This is a genomic window from Rhizobium sp. P1_E6, from assembly GCF_056405875.1.
Map to the genome: position 1 here is coordinate 64,355 of NZ_JBFUBG010000019.1, position 20,279 is coordinate 84,633.

At 59.9% G+C, this 20,279-nt stretch carries 19 protein-coding genes; 15 read left to right on the top strand and 4 right to left on the bottom strand.

What is annotated here, in order from left to right:
- Positions 1-63: 63 nt before the first annotated feature.
- From eutB to AC1D35_RS12635, 9 genes are all read left to right on the top strand, one after another.
- Positions 64-1,083: a hydroxyectoine utilization dehydratase EutB gene (gene eutB, locus AC1D35_RS12595; protein ID WP_477854040.1), complete on the top strand. Its 1,020-nt coding sequence runs from the start codon at positions 64-66 to the stop codon at positions 1,081-1,083.
- Positions 1,080-2,093, top strand: a complete 1,014-nt coding sequence (gene eutC, locus AC1D35_RS12600) for an ectoine utilization protein EutC (protein WP_115037853.1) — start codon at positions 1,080-1,082, stop codon at positions 2,091-2,093. The genes eutB and eutC overlap by 4 nt, the downstream gene beginning before the upstream one ends.
- Positions 2,090-3,268 carry an ectoine hydrolase DoeA gene (doeA, locus tag AC1D35_RS12605; protein ID WP_477854041.1) on the top strand — a complete coding sequence of 393 codons (1,179 nt, stop codon included), beginning with the start codon at positions 2,090-2,092 and terminating at the stop codon, positions 3,266-3,268. Before eutC ends, doeA begins: the two co-directional genes overlap by 4 nt.
- A 4-nt stretch (positions 3,269-3,272) precedes the next feature.
- The gene (doeB, locus tag AC1D35_RS12610; protein ID WP_477854042.1) at positions 3,273-4,301 is read left to right on the top strand and encodes a N(2)-acetyl-L-2,4-diaminobutanoate deacetylase DoeB; all 1,029 of its coding nucleotides are present in this window, start codon (positions 3,273-3,275) and stop codon (positions 4,299-4,301) included.
- A gap of 44 nt (positions 4,302-4,345) precedes the next feature.
- Positions 4,346-5,197, top strand: coding sequence for an ectoine/hydroxyectoine ABC transporter substrate-binding protein EhuB (gene ehuB, locus AC1D35_RS12615; protein ID WP_113301330.1), 852 nt, complete (start codon positions 4,346-4,348; stop codon positions 5,195-5,197).
- Between the two features lie 58 nt (positions 5,198-5,255).
- Positions 5,256-5,921 (top strand): ectoine/hydroxyectoine ABC transporter permease subunit EhuC, encoded by a 666-nt coding sequence (ehuC, locus tag AC1D35_RS12620; protein WP_113301329.1) that lies wholly within the window; start codon positions 5,256-5,258, stop codon positions 5,919-5,921.
- A 13-nt stretch (positions 5,922-5,934) separates the two neighbouring features.
- Positions 5,935-6,627: an ectoine/hydroxyectoine ABC transporter permease subunit EhuD gene (ehuD, locus tag AC1D35_RS12625; protein ID WP_477854045.1), complete on the top strand. Its 693-nt coding sequence runs from the start codon at positions 5,935-5,937 to the stop codon at positions 6,625-6,627.
- On the top strand, positions 6,624-7,403 hold the full coding sequence (gene ehuA / locus AC1D35_RS12630; RefSeq protein WP_113301327.1) for an ectoine/hydroxyectoine ABC transporter ATP-binding protein EhuA: 780 nt from the start codon (positions 6,624-6,626) through the stop codon (positions 7,401-7,403). Before ehuD ends, ehuA begins: the two co-directional genes overlap by 4 nt.
- A gap of 487 nt (positions 7,404-7,890) precedes the next feature.
- Positions 7,891-8,253, top strand: coding sequence for an MmcQ/YjbR family DNA-binding protein (locus AC1D35_RS12635; RefSeq protein WP_477938645.1), 363 nt, complete (start codon positions 7,891-7,893; stop codon positions 8,251-8,253).
- Positions 8,254-8,454: 201 nt separating this feature from the next.
- Here AC1D35_RS12635 and AC1D35_RS12640 read toward each other — a convergent pair whose 3' ends face one another.
- The gene (locus tag AC1D35_RS12640) at positions 8,455-9,333 is read right to left on the bottom strand and encodes a helix-turn-helix domain-containing protein (RefSeq protein WP_477854047.1); all 879 of its coding nucleotides are present in this window, start codon (positions 9,331-9,333) and stop codon (positions 8,455-8,457) included.
- Between the two features lie 255 nt (positions 9,334-9,588).
- Here AC1D35_RS12640 and AC1D35_RS12645 point away from each other — a divergent pair, with 255 nt between their 5' ends.
- The 5 genes from AC1D35_RS12645 to AC1D35_RS12665 all read left to right on the top strand — a co-directional run bounded on the left by AC1D35_RS12645 (position 9,589) and on the right by AC1D35_RS12665 (position 16,405).
- Positions 9,589-11,016 carry an arabinose isomerase gene (locus AC1D35_RS12645; RefSeq protein WP_477832180.1) on the top strand — a complete coding sequence of 476 codons (1,428 nt, stop codon included), beginning with the start codon at positions 9,589-9,591 and terminating at the stop codon, positions 11,014-11,016.
- Between the two features lie 67 nt (positions 11,017-11,083).
- Positions 11,084-12,145: a sugar ABC transporter substrate-binding protein gene (locus AC1D35_RS12650; RefSeq protein ID WP_477938646.1), complete on the top strand. Its 1,062-nt coding sequence runs from the start codon at positions 11,084-11,086 to the stop codon at positions 12,143-12,145.
- Positions 12,142-13,641, top strand: coding sequence for a sugar ABC transporter ATP-binding protein (locus AC1D35_RS12655; RefSeq protein ID WP_477854049.1), 1,500 nt, complete (start codon positions 12,142-12,144; stop codon positions 13,639-13,641). The genes AC1D35_RS12650 and AC1D35_RS12655 overlap by 4 nt, the downstream gene beginning before the upstream one ends.
- The gene (locus tag AC1D35_RS12660; RefSeq protein WP_477938647.1) at positions 13,634-14,635 is read left to right on the top strand and encodes an ABC transporter permease; all 1,002 of its coding nucleotides are present in this window, start codon (positions 13,634-13,636) and stop codon (positions 14,633-14,635) included. Before AC1D35_RS12655 ends, AC1D35_RS12660 begins: the two co-directional genes overlap by 8 nt.
- Before the next feature lie 6 nt (positions 14,636-14,641).
- A complete protein-coding gene (locus tag AC1D35_RS12665; protein WP_477832177.1) occupies positions 14,642-16,405 on the top strand; it encodes a CocE/NonD family hydrolase in 1,764 nt (587 codons plus the stop codon).
- Here AC1D35_RS12665 and AC1D35_RS12670 read toward each other — a convergent pair.
- Positions 16,389-17,411: a methyltransferase gene (locus tag AC1D35_RS12670; protein WP_477832176.1), complete on the bottom strand. Its 1,023-nt coding sequence runs from the start codon at positions 17,409-17,411 to the stop codon at positions 16,389-16,391. The genes AC1D35_RS12665 and AC1D35_RS12670 overlap by 17 nt on opposite strands.
- Before the next feature lie 334 nt (positions 17,412-17,745).
- Here AC1D35_RS12670 and dinB point away from each other — a divergent pair, with 334 nt between their 5' ends.
- Complete coding sequence (dinB, locus tag AC1D35_RS12675; protein ID WP_477854052.1) at positions 17,746-18,843, top strand: DNA polymerase IV; 1,098 nt, start codon at positions 17,746-17,748, stop codon at positions 18,841-18,843.
- Positions 18,844-18,909: 66 nt separating this feature from the next.
- Here dinB and AC1D35_RS12680 read toward each other — a convergent pair whose 3' ends face one another.
- Together AC1D35_RS12680 and AC1D35_RS12685 are read right to left on the bottom strand one after the other, a co-directional pair.
- Complete coding sequence (locus tag AC1D35_RS12680) at positions 18,910-19,605, bottom strand: DUF4405 domain-containing protein (RefSeq protein WP_477938648.1); 696 nt, start codon at positions 19,603-19,605, stop codon at positions 18,910-18,912.
- Positions 19,602-20,081, bottom strand: a complete 480-nt coding sequence (locus tag AC1D35_RS12685; RefSeq protein ID WP_477854054.1) for a cytochrome P460 family protein — start codon at positions 20,079-20,081, stop codon at positions 19,602-19,604. Before AC1D35_RS12685 ends, AC1D35_RS12680 begins: the two co-directional genes overlap by 4 nt.
- Positions 20,082-20,279: the final 198 nt, after the last annotated feature.

Here is a 20,279-nt window from a genome sequence, read left to right on the forward strand (position 1 = left end):
TCGCACGACAATCATTGAATCATTACAATATAATAATTGACATGATTTTACTTCGCTCTCAACATGACAATCATGAAGAGCGAAATCCTGTCCAGATCGACTGAAGAAAAGGTGCTGCCAGTCATTCTGGCGGACATCGAGCAGGCTGCCGCTCGCATCGCCGGCGGGGTGGCGTGCACACCACTCGTTCGTTCCAGCAAGCTCTCCGAACGCACCGGTCAACCCGTCCATCTCAAGCTCGAAACATGCCAACCCATCGGCGCGTTCAAGCTGCGCGGCGCGATGAATGCGATCCTGTCGCTGGGTGATGCTGAGCGCAAGCGCGGCCTCGTCACCGCCTCGACAGGAAATCACGGTCGCGCCGTCGCGTATGCCGCACGCGAATTGGGCGTTCTGGCCACCATCTGCATGTCGTCGCTCGTTCCAGCCAATAAGGTCGAAGCAATCCGCACGCTCGGGGCCGAAGTCCGCATTGTCGGCGCATCGCAGGACGACGCACAAGACGAAGCCGAACGCCTGATCGAAAGGCGTGGCCTCACTCCGATCCCGCCTTTCGACGATGCGAACGTCGTTGCGGGTCAAGGCACGATCGGCCTCGAAATTGTTGAGTCCCTGCCCGAACTTACGACCGTGCTGGTGCCTCTTTCCGGCGGCGGCCTGGCGGGCGGCATTGCCGTTGCCGTCAAGGCTTTGAAGCCTGAGATCCGCGTCATCGGCATCTCGATGGAGCGCGGGGCAGCCATGCACGCGGCGCTTGCCGCCGGCAAGCCTGTCGCGATCCGCGAGGAGGAGACGCTGGCGGACTCGCTTGGTGGCGGCATCGGGCTTGCGAACCATGTGACCTTCACGCTCTGCCGCCATCTCCTCGACGACATCGTGCTTTTGACCGAAGACGAGATTGCTGAAGGCATCCGCCATGCCGCGCGCCAGGAGAACATAACCGTCGAGGGTGCCGGTGCGGTCGGCATTGCCGCCATCCTCGCAAACAAGGTCGAACTGTCAGGCCCCACTGCCATCATCATCTCAGGCGGCAACATAGACCCGGCGCTGCACCAGAAAATCGTCGCGAGGGCCGCCCCATGAGCCGCATCAGCATCCTGATGGAGAAAGACCTTCGCGCCATCGTCAAGCTCGACGTCTCCGCCGTCGATTGCGTCGAGCAGGCCTTTGCTGCGCTCGCCACCAAAGCCGTTGCCATGCCTCCGATCCTGCGCCTGGACATTCCGGACTTTCGTGGTGAAGTGGACGTCAAGACGGCCTACGTGCCGGGCTTTGACGGGTTCGCCATCAAGGTCAGCCCCGGATTCTTCGACAACCCCAAGATCGGTCTGCCGAGCCTCAACGGGCTGATGATCCTGCTGAGCGCCAAGACTGGATTGGTCGAAGCCCTTTTTCTCGACAACGGTTATCTCACGGATGTGCGCACGGCAGCCGCCGGTGCGGTCGCCGCGCGGCACCTGTCACGCCAAGACGCCTGCGTCGCGACGATCTTTGGTGCAGGCATGCAGGCGCGGCTGCAGCTCGCGGCTCTCCTGCTTGTGCGCCCGATCACAGCGGCGCGCATCTGGTCACGCGACCACGCAAAGGCGCAGAAGCTTGCCACTGACGTCGCTCGCGACCACGGGATCGAGGTCGCCGCCATTGGCGATCCGCGCGAAGCCGTCCGTGGTGCAGATACTATCGTCACGACGACGCCCGCAGAACAGCCGATCCTGATGGCTGAATGGCTCGAACCTGGTCAGCATCTGACCGCCATGGGATCGGATGCAGAGCACAAGAACGAAATCGATCCGGCCGCCTTTGCTCGGGCGACTTACGTCGCGGATCGGCTCTCGCAGACCCGCATCCTCGGCGAGTTGCACCATGCCATCAAGACCGGCGCAGTCACGCCGGACCGGCAGTTTGCCGAACTCGGAGCTGTCATCGCCGGCAAGGCAGTCGGCCGCTCGAGCGCAGATGAAATAACCTTCGCAGACCTCACAGGCACCGGCGTGCAGGATACTGCCATCGCCAATCTGGCCCTTGCCCGGGCGAAAGACGCGGGAAGCGGCCAGACGATCGAAAACGACATCAAAATGGGAGATGCAGCGTGAGCGTGACGCTGAACTTTACGCGCGAGGAATATGCCGCGCGCCTTTCCAAAACCCGTCATGCGATGGAAACGGCGGGGATCGACCTCCTGATCGTCACCGATCCATCTAACATGCACTGGCTCACCGGTTATGATGGCTGGTCCTTTTATGTGCATCAGTGCGTTCTGGTGCCGCCGAGCGGCGAACCAATCTGGTACGGCCGCAAGCAGGACGCCAATGGCGCAAAGCGCACCGCCTACCTGCACCATGACAATATCGTCGGCTATCCGGATCACTACGTCCAGTCGACCGAACGCCACCCGATGGATCTCCTGGCGCAGATCATCGATGAGCGCAAATGGGCCAGCCTCACGGTTGGTGTTGAGATGGACAATTACTACTTCTCGGCAGCCGCCTTCGCATCCCTGCAGAAGCATCTGCCCAATGCCCGCTTCAAGGATGCGGCAAGCCTCGTCAACTGGCAGCGCGCGGTCAAGAGCACGACAGAGCTCGACTATATGCGCAAGGCAGGCAAGATCGTCGAGCTGATGCACAAGCGCATTGTCGACGTCATCGAACCCGGCATGCGCAAATGCGATCTCGTTGCAGAGATCTATGATGCCGGCATTCGTGGCACGTCGGAATTCGGCGGCGATTATCCGGCAATCGTGCCGCTTCTGCCGTCGGGTGCTGACGCCTCCGCCCCGCATCTGACCTGGGATGACAAGCCGATGCGCTTGGGCGAAGGAACATTCTTCGAGATCGCCGGCGCCTACAAGCGCTACCATTGCCCGCTGTCGCGTACCGTATTCCTGGGCAAGCCGACGCAGGCCTTTCTCGACGCGGAAAAGGCGACGCTCGAAGGCATGGAAGCCGGTCTTTCCGCAGCAAGGCCGGGCAATAGCTGCGAAGACATCGCCAATGCCTTCTTCGCCGTGTTGAAGAAATACGGGATCATCAAGGACAACCGCACCGGCTATCCGATCGGTCTGTCCTATCCGCCGGACTGGGGCGAACGCACCATGAGCCTTCGCCCCGGCGACCGCACGGAGTTGAAGCCTGGTATGACCTTCCATTTCATGACCGGTCTCTGGCTCGAAGATATGGGGCTGGAAATCACCGAGAGCATCGCGATCACCGAAACCGGCGTCGAATGCCTGTCGAACGTGCCACGCCAGCTGTTCGTGAAGGGCTGATGCGATGCTGACCAGCACGCCCCGCCCCTCGCCGATCACCCCTTCCGTCGATTTCGACGCGAAGGGCGTGCAGCACGGGCATCTACGCCTGCCCTATAGCCGTGATGACAGCGCCTGGGGCTCGGTGATGATCCCGGTCTGCGTCATTTCCAACGGGGAAGGCCCGACCGCTCTTCTCACCGGTGCCAATCATGGCGACGAGTATGAAGGTCCGGCGGCCCTCTTCGAACTGGCGCAAACGCTGGATCCGGCGCAGGTGAGCGGGCGTATTATCATCGTCCCGGCGCTCAATTATCCCGCGTTTCGCGCCGGCACACGCACGTCGCCGATTGATCGCGGAAACCTGAATCGCAGCTTTCCGGGTCGCCCGGATGGTACGGTCACGGAAAAGATCGCGGATTATGTCACCCGCCATCTGATACCACTCGCCGACATCGTGCTCGACTTCCATTCGGGCGGCAAGACACTGGATTTTCTGCCCTATGCCGCAGCACACGAACTGCCCGACAAGGCCCAGGAAGCGCGCTGTTTTGATGCCGTTGCGGCTTTCGCTGCACCCTACTCGATGAAGATGCTGGAGATCGATGCGGTCGGCATGCTCGATACGACGGTCGAAGAGATGGGCAAGGTTTTCGTCACTACCGAGCTCGGCGGTGCGGGCACTGCCAGCGCAAGATCCATCGGCATTGCCCGACAGGGCAGCCTCAACCTCCTGCGTCACGCCGGAATTCTGAAGGGGGTACCAGACGCTCGGCCGAGCAGTTGGCTGGATATGCCATCGAGCGATTGCTTCAGCTTCGCCCAGGATGAGGGATTGATCGCATTTGCACTTGATCTCGGCGATCCCGTCAGGACCGGCGAGATCATCGCCTGCGTCTATCCCATCGGAAAAACCGGCATCAAGCCGATCGAGTACCGCGCCTCCATGGACGGCGTGCTCGCGGCGCGCCACGTACCCGGCCTGATCAAGGCCGGAGACTGCCTTTCCGTCATCGCCACGATCACGGAGAAAACCAACCACAAAACCCCGTGAGATCCGAAAACGGACCACGAAAACCCAACCAGAGGAGTATTCGCATGCATATCATGAAAATCGCCGGGCTCTCTGCCCTCGCTCTTGGCATTGGAATCACATCTGCCAGCGCGCTCACCGTCGAAGAGGTCAAAAAGGAGGGATATATCCGCGCCGCGACGGCCAACGAAGTGCCCTATTCCTACATGCAACCCGACGGCACCTCCGCCGGCATCGGTCCTGATGTTGCGAACGCCGTGCTGAAGTCGATGGGAATCGAAGAAACCAACTGGACCGTCACGCCATTTGGCACACTCATCCCGGGTCTTAAGGCAAAACGCTTCGATTTTGCCGCCGCCGAGCAGAACATCTCGCCGGAACGGTGCAAGCAGGTGGCCTTCACCGAGCCAAACTCGTCCTATGGCGAAGGGCTTCTGGTCAAGAAGGGCAATCCTAAGGGGCTAAAAACCTACGCAGACATCGCCAAGGATCCTTCGCTCACCGTGGCTGTCGTTTCGGGCGCCAACAATGTGGACTTCCTGCGCGCCGTTGGCGTCAAGGATGAGCAGATCGTCTTCATCCCAGCCAATGCCGACGCTATCCCGACCGTTCAAAGTCGAACTGACGCGTATGCGGCGACCGAGCTGACTGTCGCCGCACTCGCCAAGGACCAGGCCCAGGTCGAGCAGGTAGCACCGTTTGAAGATCCGATCGTCAAAGGTGCACCGGTGCGCAACTACGGCGGCTTCGCCTTCCGCCCTGAAGACAAGGAGCTTCGAGACGCCTTCAATGCAGCCCTTGTCGAATTTCGCAAGACGGACGAGTACAAGAAGATCCTTCTCAAGTACGGCGTCTCAGAACAGAGTATCGCCGCGGCTGCAGGAAAGAACGTCGCCGACCTCTGCGCCGGCAAGTAATGGCAGAAGGCGCTCGATCCCAATCGAGCGCCATTCGTAAAAATCGGGAGATTTCCGGATGGGCTGGACAGCCTACCTGCCGATGCTCTGGCAAGGTGCGATCGTCACGATGACAATTACATTGGCGTCGATCGCCATCGGCGCGGTGCTCGCTTTTGTGTTCGGCATACTGCGTGTTGAGGGCGGACCGATCCTATCGGCTATCGCGCTGTGTTATACGGAGGTCTTCCGCGGCACCTCGCTCTTTGTCCAGCTTTTCTGGTTCTACTATGCGTTGCCGCTTGTCGGCTTGAGTTTCGATCCGATCACGACGGGCATTCTGGTGCTCGCCGCGCATGCCGGCGGCTACGGCGCGGAAATCGTGCGCGGCGCGCTCTCGTCTGTCTCAGCGCAGCAGCTGGAAGCCGCCCGCGCGCTGAATTTCAACCGTTTCCAGACGCTGTTTCGCATTTCCTTGCCGCAGGCGGTCGTCGAGATGATGCCGGCATTCGGCAATCTCGCGATCGAAACGCTAAAGCTTTCCTCGCTGGTTTCGCTGATCTCGATCGCCGATCTCACCTTCGCAGCCCAGTCGATCCGCAACATGACGCTCGATAGCGCCAGCATCTATTCGATCACGCTCGTCTGCTACTTCGCCATGTCGCTCCTCTTGATGGTTGCGATCCGTGTGATCGAGCATTTCGTGCGACGCGGCGACGTCTTCCCCCGCGGCAGCCACTCGTGAGGACTTTACCGTTATGATGTACGGTTACGAATGGGACACGACGACCTGGGTTACCTACACGACCTCGATCCTTCCCATCATCCTGATTGGTCTGACGGTCACATTGAAGGCGGCAGCCGCCAGCTTTGCGATTGCCCTGGTGCTTGGCCTGGTGTTTGCCTTGCTGCGCCGCAGCCGCATCAAGGTTATCTCCTGGACGACCGCCTTCATCGTCGAGTTCCTGCGCGATACGCCGCTTCTGGTGCAGTTGTTCTTCCTTTACTACGTACTGCCCGATTTCGGCATCGTGCTGCCCGCCTTCCTCACCGGTGCGCTGGCACTCGGTCTGCAATATGCGGCCTATACGTCGGAGGTCTATCGCGGCGGCATTGAAGCCGTGCATCGTGGCCAGTGGGAAGCAGCAACCGCGCTCAATCTGACGCGTATGCAGACCTATCGCGACATCATCCTTCCCCAGGCCATTCCGCGCATCGTGCCGGCCATGGGCAATTATCTCGTGGCTATGATCAAGGAAACGCCGGTCCTCTCCGTGGTCACCGTTCTCGAGATGATGGGGCTTGCCAACATGATCGGCGAACGCACTTTCGAATATCTCGTGCCGCTGACGCTTGTCGGCCTGATCTTCCTTCTGCTGACGCTGATCTGCTCGGCAGGCCTCCACCGCTTGCAGAAAGCGCTTCCAAAAGCAGGAATACCCTTGCGATGACCAATAACATCGATCCGCCCATCATTGAGTTTTCCGACGTCACCAAGCGCTTCGGCATTCTGACGGTGCTCGACAACTTCAATTTCAGCGTTGCGAAGGGTGAGAAAGTCACGCTCATCGGACCGTCAGGCTCCGGCAAGTCGACGGTCCTGCGTATTCTGATGACACTCGAACCCTTCCAGGAAGGCAAGCTGACGCTTGCTGGTACGCCCTACCACGAGCCGGGAGGCAAAGGGCCTTTCCAAGCGTCGGAAAAACACCTGCGTCAGATCCGCAATCACGTCGGCATGGTCTTCCAGAGCTTCAATCTCTTTCCTCACATGACGGTGCTTCGCAACGTTGTCGAAGCACCGGTGCGGGTGCTGGGAATGGCGCGGGCGGAAGCGGAGGCGCGGGCGATTGAACTGCTGCAGATGGTGGGGCTGGCGGATAAGAAGGACCAGTACCCGGCGCAGCTTTCCGGCGGGCAGCAGCAGCGTGTGGCAATTGCCCGTGCGCTTGCGATGCGTCCACGGGTTCTGCTTTTCGATGAACCGACTTCGGCACTTGATCCGCAACTGGTGGGCGAAGTGCTTTCCGTCATCCGCGGACTGGCGCATGAACATGATCTGACCATGCTGCTCGTCACTCATGAAATGCGCTTTGCCCGAGAAGTGTCCGATCGCGTCTGCTTTTTCGATAAGGGTCGCATCTGCGAGCAGGGTGCACCGGAAAAGATATTCGGCGCGCCGCAAGAGGAGCGGACGCGTGAATTTCTGTCATCCGTTCTAGGTTGATCAGGAAATTCAGCGGCAGCAGAGTCGTCGGCGGCAGCCTAAAAAATGGTCGAGGAGTCGAATGCTGCGTCCCATACGCTCACGACCGAAGTTACGGCACTGTCCGATCGCCTCGCGCAGTTCCGGCTCGGCGTCTCTTCACCCTCCGGTGGTCACAAAGCAATAGTAGAACGCCATGGCGAGCGACGGTCGCGCGCAGCACAGATTTCGCTTATTCAAGGAGGAGCAACAGCTTCCCCTGCGCGTGCCACGAAACAGAAGCTGACGGCAACGTTCAGCAGCGGTTCGTCTTGTGCTATCGCCACGGATCAGAAAGCGGCATTTGCGAGTGGATGGAGTCAGGTCCTCGGTTTGACAAGAATCAGCGCCAGAGGCGGGTGGTATTCGAGTGAAGCATGAGTGGCGTAGTCTGCACTCGACGACGTACGGATCCGCGATCGACATGCCATGATGAGTCGGATGATGGCGGCCGGCCGGAGTGAGAGTTATGACATACGAGGATTACAATGCGTTTTGCGGCATGCTGCCGGCGACGAGCTACGTCGTCCAATGGGGCGGGTCGCATGTCTGGAAAGTCGGCGGCAAGGTTTTCGCGATTGGCGGTTGGCACGACGACGAACCAAGTTTCACCTTCAAAGTCAGCGAAATTGCTTATGAGATGCTGAAGGAACAACCTGGTTTGCGGCCCGCCCCGTATCTCGCATCGCGCGGCATGAAGTGGATCCAGCACTTCGCAAAACCCGGCCTCTCGGACGCCAGCTTGCGCGACTACATCTGCGAGTCGCATCTCATCGTCTCGCGGGGCCTGCCGAAGAAAAGGCAGCTCGAGCTGGGCCTGATGACGTCATAGACGCTGGCGGGTCCAATTTGAGAAGTGGACGCTCAACCGTTGGAATGTCGGCGTCGAAAAGGACCACGAGCAGCATCGGTAAGCCCGCTCCCTTCCGCGAGAAGGCTCCGTGGATGACCTGTCGGCCCAATGACAGGGTGCCAGATAGGAATTTGGCGAGACGTGGGCGCAAACGCTTTGGGATCTCGACGACATTTAATCTCACTCACCGCAGCTGGAACGGCGCTTGTATTCGGATGGGCTGCATCCCACGAGGAGTTGAAATTGTGAAGACAGATGGAAAGCCGAGCTGAAGCCCAGGAGCCCGGCCACTTCCTTGATAGATTTATCCGTATTGGCGAAAATATCCTGCGCCCGCCGTATTCTTAGGGATACGAGGTGCTGTTTGGCCGAGACGCCCGTCCTCTCGCGGAAGACGCGCCGAAAATACGAATAGCTGACACCAAGTTCCTGGGCGACATCCTCGACCGATACTCGCTGCGTGCAGCGCTCCATCAGGATGACGCGTGCCCGTTCCACGAGACGATCCGCCGGCGCGGCCGATGCCAGCTCTCGTTGTTGGGAGAGCAAAGCCAGAAGCTGCAAGCCGAGGGTTGAAAGAAGCGGTTGATTGGCAAGCCCCTCCTCCACCGCGAGGCTGTGGATCTTTTCGAAAACGGCCGCGAAATCCGGGCTCGACGGCAGCACGGAATGCGCGGGGTCAATCAATCCAGCGGTTCGGGCGAAATCGAAAGCCGTGCTGCGACATTCGATCCAGTTTTCAGTCCAGCCCAGCTCGGGATCGGGCGCGAAGCGATGCCAGACGCCAGGAAACAGAAGGACAATGGACCCGGCCTCGACCGGCTGGCGCCTGCCGCGGCGTCCGAATTCGAACAGGCCGCGTCCTTCCGCGATAAAGATGACCTGATAGGCCTGCAGGATACGGCCCCTCTTCCAGTCGAAATGATGATCGTCTGGATGGCGAATGGGAGGATATATGGAATGAGGCAGGATTTTCGTATGCCCGCTGGAGATTGCCGTGCATCCCCAGGCAGAACACAGCCGATTATCGGGTAAATAGAGGAAATAATTCTGTGTCATGTAACTTTTCCGAGGATCATTTTTTGTATGCTTCAGATCATTTTTGAAGAAATGAGCGTGATGTCAACTGGCATCGGCGATGCTACGGTTTATCAAGAGGACGGAACCGACAGCGCAAGTTGCCGCTGAAGGCAGATGATCGAACCGCAACTCCAATTGCGGCTCTGGAGGAGAAATGTCAGTGTTTTCGTTGCTGAGCGCAGCCGGGCTATGCCTGCTGCCATGCCCAGTTCATTGCCCGGCGTCGGACCGCGCATGACGGACCGCAAGCTGAAGGTTGGCCTGTTCGGGATAGGCCTTGCAACATATTGGCCCCAATTCGAGGGGCTGGAAGAAAGACTTTCAGCCTATGTCGGGCAGATGGCCGGGAAGCTTGCCCGCCCGGATATCGACGTCGTCAACCTTGGCCTGATCGATACGCCCGAAAAGGCATTGGAGGCTGGCCATCGCTTCCGCGAAGCCGATGTCGATATCATCTTCCTGCATGTGACGACCTACGCGCTTTCATCCACGGTCCTGCCCGTTGTGCGCCGGGCACGCGTTCCGGTCATCATCCTCAATCTGCAGCCGGAAGCCGCGATCGACTATCGCCGCGTCAACGCACTCGGCGACCGCACGAGGATGACCGGTGAATGGCTCGCCCATTGCGGCGCCTGCCCCGTCCCGGAACTCGCCAATGTCTTTCGCCGGTCCGGTGTCGCTTTCCACCAGGTCACGGGCATGCTGCATGGCGACGCGCATGTTGAGCGCGAAATCGCCGACTGGATCGATGCAGCCCGTGTCGCCCATGTGATGGCACATAACCGGCTTGGCGTCATGGGGCACTACTATAACGGCATGCTCGACATCTATTCCGATCTGACGGCGCAAACCGCAGCCTTCGGCACGCATATCGAAATCGTCGAGATCGACGAACTGGCGCGCCTGCGGCGCGAATTGGCCGACGAAGAGATCACGGCCTCGCTTGCGACGATGAAGGCCGAATTCGACATCGATGCGGATTGCGATCCGGCCGAATTGCGCCGAGCGGCCGCTACCGCGGTGGCCCTGCGCAAGTTCGTCGATAACAAGAAGCTCGGCTCGCTCGCCTATTATTACGAATCCACGCCCGGCCATGAATACGAGGACGTGATCACCTCGGTCATCGTCGGCTCCTCCCTGCTAACGGCGCAAGGCGTGCCGGTGGCCGGCGAATACGAGGTCAAGAACGCCCAGGCGATGAAGATCATGGACACATTCGGAGTCGGCGGATCCTTCACCGAATATTACGCCATGGATTTTGTCGAGGATGTCGTGCTCATGGGACATGACGGGCCGGGCCATATCAAGGTCGCAGAGGGCAAGACGAAGATCCGGCCGCTGAAGGTCTATCACGGCAAGGTTGGATCCGGCGTCAGTGTCGAAATGTCCGTTCGGCATGGCCCGGTGACGCTTCTCTCGGTCATCGAGCGTGAGGGCCGGATCGTGCTGATCTGCGCCGAGGGCCAGTCCGTTGCAGGACCGATCCTGGAGATCGGCAATACGAACAGCCGTTACAAGTTCGAGATCGGTGCCCGCCGTTTCGTCGAGGATTGGAACGCTGAGGGTCCGGCCCATCACTGCGCTGTCGGCACCGGACATATCGCAACGAAAATCAAAAAATTTGGCAAGCTTCTGGATATCGAGGTGGTCCAGATCTGCTGAACAGTCTCGTGCATAGGCTGGGTGTCGCCCCGGTCAACAACAGATCAACAGGTGAGGAGGACCTGACATGCCAACATGGAATTCGAAAGACCCAGTCCGCGGACGCGGCTTCAAAGGACTGCTGATCGCAGCCGTCCTTGCTCTGGCAGGCCAGACGGCACATGCCGCCGAAATTCATCTCGACGCTCCCGCACCGACGCCGCCGGCCGAGGTGGCAAAGTTCGAGCCGATTGAACCGGGCAGCGCCAAGGATCTGACGATCGGCTTCACGCAACTCATCCTCGGCGTTCCCTTCACCGATGCGCTGCAGCGCGGTATGGAAAAGGCGGCGGAGACTGCCGGCTTCAAGCTCGTGACCTGCGATTCCAAGATGGATGCAGCAACGGCACTGTCCTGCGTCCGTCAATTCAAGACGCAGAACGTCAACGGGCTCGTCACCTTCCAAGCGGACGCGGCAGCGGCAGCCAACATCTGTGCCGAGGGACCGCAGGTTCCGGTCATCGCGATCGATATCGAACAGAAGCCCTGCCAGACCGCCTTCGTCGGCGCTGCCAATTCCTATGCCGGCGAGATCGTCGGCCATGAACTCGGCATGTATTTCGCAAAGAATTTCAATTGCGAATACGATGCTTTCGTCTCGCTGGAATCGACCGCCGTCGGTGTCGTCAACGACCAGCGCATGGGCGGCATCCGCAAGGCCTTCGAAGCCGTCTGCGGACCGGTTCAAAACCTGCGCATCATCGACACCGGTGCCGGCGGCCAGGCCGACGCTGCACAGCGCCAGTTTACCGATACCCTGACTGCCTTGCCCGGTGCCGGCAAGATCATCACCGTCGGCATCAACGAAGACGTCATCACCGCAGCTCTTGCCGCGGCGCGCACGCAGGGACGGAATCAGGACCTCTACCTCGGCGTTCAGAATTTTGATCCGGACAATTGCCAGATCTGGACCGCTCCGCATTTCATCGCGACAGCCGCCTATTTTCCCGAGCGTTATGCGAACCTGATCGTGCCCAATCTTGTCAAGGCCATCAAAGGCGGGAAGATCAACAGCCAGATCCTGGTTCCGCACGAACTGATCACGCCTGAAAATATCGCCAGGGTCTATCCGGAGTATGCCTGCAAATGACCACCGACTTCCTTGCCGTGCGCGGCATCCGGAAATCGTTCGGCCCGGTCGAGGTCCTGCATGGCGTGGACCTCGATCTTGCGGGCGGGACGATCACCGCCCTGCTCGGGGAAAACGGTGCCGGTAAGTCTACCTTCGTGCGCATTTTGGCCGGTGACCACCGGCCGGACGATGGCACAATAGCCGTGGACGGCAAGGCAGCATCCTTCCATGGCGTGAGCGATGCAAGGGATGCCGGCATAAGACTGATCGCCCAGGAGATTGCCGATGCCCCGACCCTGACGGTTGCGGAAAATATCCTGCTTGGCGCGTGGCCGACCAGGGGCGGCCTTCTTGATCGCCGCGCGATGCGGGCGATGGCACGCGAAGCGCTCGATCTTCTCGGTGCCGACTTGCCTTTGACGGCGAAAGTGGCAAACCTCAGGCTCGGCGAGCGGCAGATCATCGAGATCGCCCGCGCAACGATCGGCACCTCGAAATGCATCATCTTCGACGAGGCGACGGCTGCCCTATCGGACGCTGAGGCGCGTAAGCTCTTTCAGCTGATCCGGCGTCTGGCCGAACGCGGAACCGCTATTCTCTATATCACCCACCGGCTCGACGAGGTCTTTGCCCTGGCCGATCGTGTCTGCGTGCTGCGCGACGGCCGCGTTTCGCTCGATCGTCCAACCAGCGAGGTCAGCCAGGAACAGGTGATTGAAGCGATGGTCGGGCGGGCAGTCGCCCATACGCGCCACTCGCTTGCCGCCCCCTCCTCCGTCGCACAGCCGGTGCTTGAGGCCGATCGCCTCGCCTCCGATGCCTTTTCGAATATCTCCTTCTCGCTGCGCCCCGGCGAGATCCTCGGCATGTATGGCAAAGTCGGCTCCGGCGTTCAGGAGCTCGCCGCATCGCTGGTCGGTGCACGGGCGTTCGATCAAGGCACGCTGATCGTCGACGGCAAGTCGGTGCGCTTTCGTCACCCCGCCGAGGCGATCGCGGCGTCCATCGGCCATTTGCCGGCCGATCGGGCAAGCGAGGGGCTTCTGCGCACCATGACGCTCGCCGAAAACCTGTCCGCACCGAGTTGGTCGCGGCTGGCGCGTTACGGCATGCTGAGCGGCGATCGGCTACGCGCAGCCTATTCCAGATGGCACCGGGAGCTGCGTGTAAAGGCGGACGCGTCCGGCAGCCAGACGATTACCGAATTGTCCGGCGGCAATCAGCAGAAGGTGTTGCTCGGCCGCTGGCTTGAGGCGGGTTCGAAAATCCTTGTCTTGACGGAGCCGACGCGCGGGGTCGATGTCGGCGCCCGCCAGGAGATCTATCGTGTGCTGGCGGAACTTACGGTCAAGGGCCATGCCATCATCATCGCGACCTCCGACTATGAAGACATCAATGCGGTCGCCAGCCGCGCGCTGGTGCTCGTGCGCGGACAGTTGATCGCGGAAATTCCGCATGAGCGTATTTCGACCGAAGCCCTGACAGAGGCCGCAGGAGGCGGTGTCCATGCATGACAAGCTTCAAACCGAGGCCATGACAACCATGGCGGACACTGACGCGAATGGTGACAAGGCCAGCTTCTTTCGCAAGACACCGGAATCGGCGGCCCTTCTCGCCTTCCTGCTCGCGGAAATCGTCTTCTTTTCGTTGAGCTCGCCCTATTTCCTGACTTGGGGCAACTGGGTCAACGTGATCACCGCACTGTCCATAACTGGCGTGCTCGCTGCCGGCGGAACGATGCTGCTGATTGCCGGCCAGTTCGATCTGTCGGTCGGCAGCGGTGTTGCCTTCGTGGCGCTTGTCATGGCCCTGACCGTCAACAGTATCGGCATCGTGCCGGCAAGCGCCCTCGCGCTGGTCGTCGGCATGGGCATCGGCGTGATCAACGGCTTTCTGGTCACAAAAATCGGCGTTAATGCGCTGATCACCACGCTCGGGACGCTGGCAATCTTCCGAGGACTGACCCAGTCGATCGGCGGGGGCAAGAATCTGCTGATCGCCAATTTCGATTGGGCAATCTGGCGCCCCTTCTTCAATATCCCGCTGTCGGCGCTGGTCTTCATTCTCGTGGCGATCGTCATCGGCATCGTCCTCAAGCGCACCGTGTTCGGCCGGTCCATCTATGCGATCGGCGCCAATGAAAATGCGGCGCGGCTGGTTGGCATCAAGACGAAGCGCGTGGTCTTCTCAAGTTTCCTGTTATCGGGCGCCTTTATCGGGCTCGGCGGACTGATGAGTGCCTCGCAGCTCGGCTCAACATCCGGCACGACCGGCCTCGGTCTGGAACTCGCGGTCGTCACCGCCGTCATTCTCGGTGGAACATCGTTGAAGGGCGGCACCGGAACGATGTTCGGCACGGTGATCGGCCTGCTGATCGTCGGTGTCTTGAACAATGGCCTGACGCTGATGAACATCAATTCTTCCTGGCAGCAAGCTGCTACCGGCATTCTGCTCATTCTTGCAGTATCCTTTGACCAGTTACGGCAGCGACTCGTCGGAAGGCGCTGAGGAACCATGACGAAACAGGCAACGTTCAGGCTGCTCGACAATGTCGATGTGGCAACGCGTGACGGCGTGATCCTGAAGACCGATATCTGGCTTCCCGCGTCGGACGGCGCCTGCCCGGTGCTTCTGCAACGCACTCCCTATCGCAAGGAAACGCCCTTCGGCTCGCAATATATTTCCGCCCTGGAATTCCAGACGGCGCTACGCCGGGGTTATGCGATCGCGGTCCAGGATACGCGCGGCCGCTATCAGTCGGACGGCGATTTCGTTCCCTTCAAATTCGAAGGACGTGACAGTGCCGACACGATCGAATGGCTGCGACGCCAGTCCTTCTGCAACGGAAAGGTCGCAATGTTCGGGGCGTCGTATGTCGGCGCAACGCAGGTGCTGGCGCTCCAAGAGGATCCCGTGGGGCTGGCGGCGATTGCGCCGCAACTGACGACCGCACGCCACGGCGAAACATGGATGTATCGCGGCGGTGCCCTCGAACTTGCATTTCTGCTGCTGTGGGTGATCGAGTCGCTTGGGGCCGATCATATCCAGCATCGAATGGCGGCGATGCCAGCCGATATGCGCGACCGTGTGCAGGCGCTGCTCGAACTTTTGCAGCGAGATCCTGCTGCGGCATTCGCGAGGCTGCCAATCCTCGATGAAGCGATCACAGAGCTTGCACCCTACGTTCGCGACTGGTTCGATCCGCAGGCGGTCGACAGCAGGCCCGGAACTGACCGGCTCGACTGGACCCGAACAAACCACACCGCGATGCTCGTCGTCGCCGGGTGGAACGACCTCTTCCTGGAAGGTTCTATCGAGCTTTTTGAACAGGCGAAATCGCGCTGGGCGGGCAACAGCCAGATGCCGGACCGGCTCATCATCGGCCCTTGGTCTCATGGCAATCCGAGCGACTGGCAGGGCGAGGAGTGGCTCGGCTATGCCGCATCAAGCGTCGACCTTGTGGAAGAGAACCTGGATTTTTTCGACAGCGTTCTCCAGGGCCGTCAGCCGAGATCGCCGATGGTCCGATATTTCCGTTCGGGTTCCAACAGCTGGCACGCTGCTCCCGACTGGCCGCTTCCTGATACGATCGCCGTACCGCATTTTCTCGATTGCAGCCGAGGCGCGCTGGGTACGGCACCGGGTGCGAAAGCGACCAGCAGCTACATGTCCGATCCGTCGACCCCGGTGCCGAGCATTGGCGGTGCGACATTTCTGCCCGGCCTGCTTCTTGGCCGCAATTCAGGACCGCGCGATCAGACGGGGATTGAGACACGAGAAGACGTCCTGGTCTTTACCGGTCATCCACTTCGCGACGATCTGGAGGTGACGGGGCTGGTGACGGCGAGCCTCTGGGTCACGACTTCGGCCATGACCTGTGACTGGACGGCCAAGCTGTGCGAGGTCGATTCGGATGGAAAAAGCGTCGGCATTGTCGATGGGATCCTGCGATGGAACCGAAGCGAAGCGAGCGACGAACCTCAGGAGATCTCCATCCGCCTCGGACATATGAGCCGCTTGCTGAAGAAGGGGCATCGGCTACGGCTGCAGATCGCCTCCTCGAACTTCCCGCGTTTCGATCGCAATCCGCAGTCTGGCATCGCTTCCACTCTTGCGAGGCAATCGGATTTCGCGACGGCCGAGCAGCGCATCTTTTCCGGGACCTCCTATCCAAGCCGGCTCGTCCTGCCGGTCGTGACCGCAGCCTATCCGATAGCGGCATCACTGGCCGGGTTGGGCGACGCAGGCGGCGGTCGATCGGCTATTCGAAGAGAATGAGGCTTGCCGGAGTTGGCGGCATCGGTTTGACCATGACGCCGGCAAGGCCAGCCAGTCTTGCCATTTCGGTCAGCTCACTTTGCGTATAGGCTTGGCCCGCCGGCGTGCCGACAAGCATCTCCCAAGAGAACGCCGCGGGAAAAGGCGGCGACACGCCGTCTTCGTTCGGCACGAAATCGACCGCAACGATCCGACCATCCTCTGCCAGGCTCGAGATGATCTTTCGTAACAGTTGGGCACATGTCGGCAAATCGAAGTGGTGCAAAAAATTCGGAAGTAGGACGAGATCATAACCCGCGCCCCATTCCACATCGAAGGCGCTGCCGGCGATCGTCCGGTACCGGTCAGCCACACCGGCTTTTTTCGCATTCTGCCGCGACAGCTCCAACACCGCAGCCCAGTCGACGGCGACGATCTCCGCCGATGGAAAGGCCTTCGCAATTTCGATCCCGAAAACGCCTGGACCTGCAGCGATGTCCAAAACCTTTTTGGGAGGGCTCGGCCAGCCGGAGATTTCGCCAGCCAGTATTTTGGCGCTGAGCCCGGTAAACGAGCCCATGCCGCGCGCAAACTTCACCCAAACGGAGTTATCTGGGGACATGTTCGCAAGCCCGGCCGAACCACCGTTTCGCACGGCGGCGGCCGGATCGCGCAGAAAATTATCCAGTATTTCGGGTGCAGCGACGAACTCGACGGCAGAGCCCATATAGGCCGGCGAATTGCGATCGAGGAACATTCTGGTCGAGGGCGTCATTCGGTACTGTCCGCTCTCCTTCGTCAGGAAACCATGTACCACGAGGTAGTCGCACAGGATACGCACCCCACGCTCCGAGGCGCTTGTTGCCGATGCCAGCAATGCTGCCGTTTTGCCCTCGCCGATATGAGTAAAGAGATCGAGCTCGATGGCCGCCCTGATCGCTGCAGTCTTTCGGCATGCAAATAGTGCGTCGACTACGAGTTCGGGCGACACTACGCCGGCATGGGCGTCTTCGACGATTGTTTCCATGGGATCCCCCAGAGCCTCGACGATCTTGCCTGGCAGCGCCAGCCGCAGAAATTATGCGTATATCCGCACATTCTACAATACATACCACGCTAACCCTATCGGGTGATCGCGCCAGCTGTCCTGCCGGCCCGCCAACGTTAGAGCACCCACAGGGCGACGCCGACGTCCGACTGCTGAGGATGATATTCAAAGGACGAAAAGGCCTTCGGCGGCCGGTAGCTTCGCGGCGCGGCAACCGCCATATCGAAATCGTTGAAATCGCAGCAAAGCCTGCTATGTTCTCTTTTTGTTTCGGCATAATAATATAAATGCCTTTCCGATCGCTGAAGCCGCCATGAACGACATGAGTTCATCACCCGTCCGAAAAATCGTGCATGTCGACATGGACGCGTTTTATGCGTCGGTTGAGCAACGCGATAACCCGGAATTGCGTGGCAAACCGATTGCCGTCGGTGGATCGGCCGCCCGCGGCGTGGTGGCGGCGGCGAGCTACGAAGCGCGCAAATTCGGTGTTCACTCGGCGATGCCCTCGGTAACCGCCAAGCGCAAATGCCCGGATCTGATTTTCGTGCCGCCGCGTTTTGACATCTACAAGGCAGTGTCCCAACAGATCCGTGAGATTTTTGCGGAATACACGCCGTTGATCGAGCCGCTATCCCTCGACGAGGCCTACCTCGACGTCACCGAAAATCTCAAGGGCATGGAGATCGCCAGCGAGATTGCACTGGAGATCCGTGCAAAGATCAAGCAGGTCACCGGCCTCAACGCGTCGGCCGGGATTTCCTACAACAAGTTCCTGGCCAAGATGGCGAGCGACCTTAACAAGCCTAATGGTCAGGCCGTCATCACGCCCAAGAACGGGCCAGCATTTGTCGAGGCCCTCCGGATCAATAAATTCCATGGCGTGGGGCCAGCCACCGCCGAGCGTATGCGGAAATACGGGATCGAGACCGGCGCCGATCTTAAATCGAAATCGCTTGCTTTCCTGCAGGAGCATTTCGGGAAGTCAGGACCATATTTTTATGGCATTGCCCGCGGCATCGACGAGCGACAGGTCAAGCCCGATCGGATCAGAAAATCCGTCGGTGCCGAGGACACCTTTATCGAAGACATCATCGATCTCGATCTTGCCAACGCAGAACTGAGGCCGCTTGCCGAAAAGGTCTGGCGCTACTGCGAGGCGCAGGGCATCGGCGGCAAGACGGTGACCGTGAAAATCAAATATTCGGACTTCACCCAGGCAACGCGCAGTCGAACGGAGGCAGTCCCGTTCGCCAACGTGGCTGAAATCCTCGACGCATCATCAGCACTTCTTGCGACCGTCTATCCGTTCAAGCGCCCTGTGCGCCTGCTCGGCGTGACGCTTTCTTCGCTGACAGGCGCAGGAGCCGGCAATACGCACCAGCAGGCCCAGCTTGATCTCGAATTGTAACGGACGAATATCCGCCAGCTTATTTGGATCCGAACCCGGATACGCATCGCGCCGATTGCAGCCATGTCATTTAGGGTGCACCGCAGGATCGGTACGCCGCGGGCGAAGGCCAATGGCAACCATGCTGTAATGCCCTAGCACGATGAACGAACCTAGGATCGACCCCAGGTGGATGAAGAAGCCAACCGCGTCCTCGTTGAAATCCCAGAATTGCATGGTTGGAAGGTTGAGCAACCGCGGCCATATCCCGAGTTCGAAAGAACTGTGCACGCCATGCACGGCAATGCCGACGGACGCAAGCCTGAGCGCCAGAGTGCGTGTGGCATTCTTCCCTGAGATGCCCAGGATGGCGCGCGCCACGTTCATGACGATCGACCAGTGCAGTCCCAGGTGAAGGGCTACGACGACCAGCGACCAGTAAGCCGCGAGAATATGGATTTCGCGGGCGGTCGCGCCGCCGACGGCAACCTGCCTGAACAGCGATTGGGAAACGAGCACACTGGTGCTCATGAGAGCGACCATGGAAACCAGGAGCGTCAGATTGAGAACCACCGTGATCCATGGCCGTGACGCGCGCCTCGTCTTCGGTAGCCTGCCCCACCAATGGCGGTTGAAGACGTTGTGAAGGAAAAGCAGAGCAAACATGACTGTTCCGACAAGTTCGTGCGTGCGGTTGTCGAGCCACCAGTAGGCCATCGCCACCACGAAGAACCCGACTGCCACAAAATCCAGAACGAGCCGGGTCTGGAACACCGGACTCATTCGAACACCTTGCCGTCGAAGGCACCGAGCGCGTCGAAGGTATAGAGGAAACTGCTGTCGGATCGCGACGAATGGCAGGACTGACAGCGGGCGGTGTTCTCGTCCATGTTCACCGACTTGTCGGCCCAGAACCACTGGAACTGCCAGTCGTCCGTCTGACGGTCTTCGTCGTAGTCCTTCCCCCAGTCTTTGCCCTTCTGCATGACAAAGTAGCGGTAGACCTTGCCGTCACGGTAGTCGACAAGCACGAAATGGGTACCATCGGGAATGGGCTGCCCCTTCCTGGCCGCCTCGAGCGCATCAGGGGTAGTCATGATGTGTTCGGTCACGTCACCGCGACGAACCGTGGTGTAGTGGACGAGAGCCCCGAGATCAGGCGGGAACTGGACGCGGTTCTCCTCGGCGCGGACCGGATATCCGGTGAGCGTCACCAATATCGCCGCGGCCAAGGCAATGCTCTTTCTTAGGATCTTCATTCTGCAAGTCTTCCCTGACGATGCGAAGAGGTCAGGGTACGCGATGGTGCGCCGCAGCATGAGCCGATCAAACTTGATTGGCCCTATTAGGCAGGCTTATCAATCGCGGAAAGTTGATAAGCCTTGACGATCTAACCCCTGGCCCGCTGTCTGAGCGCTTCGACGAAGACCGAGAAGGCGGGCGAGGCATGTCTCCGG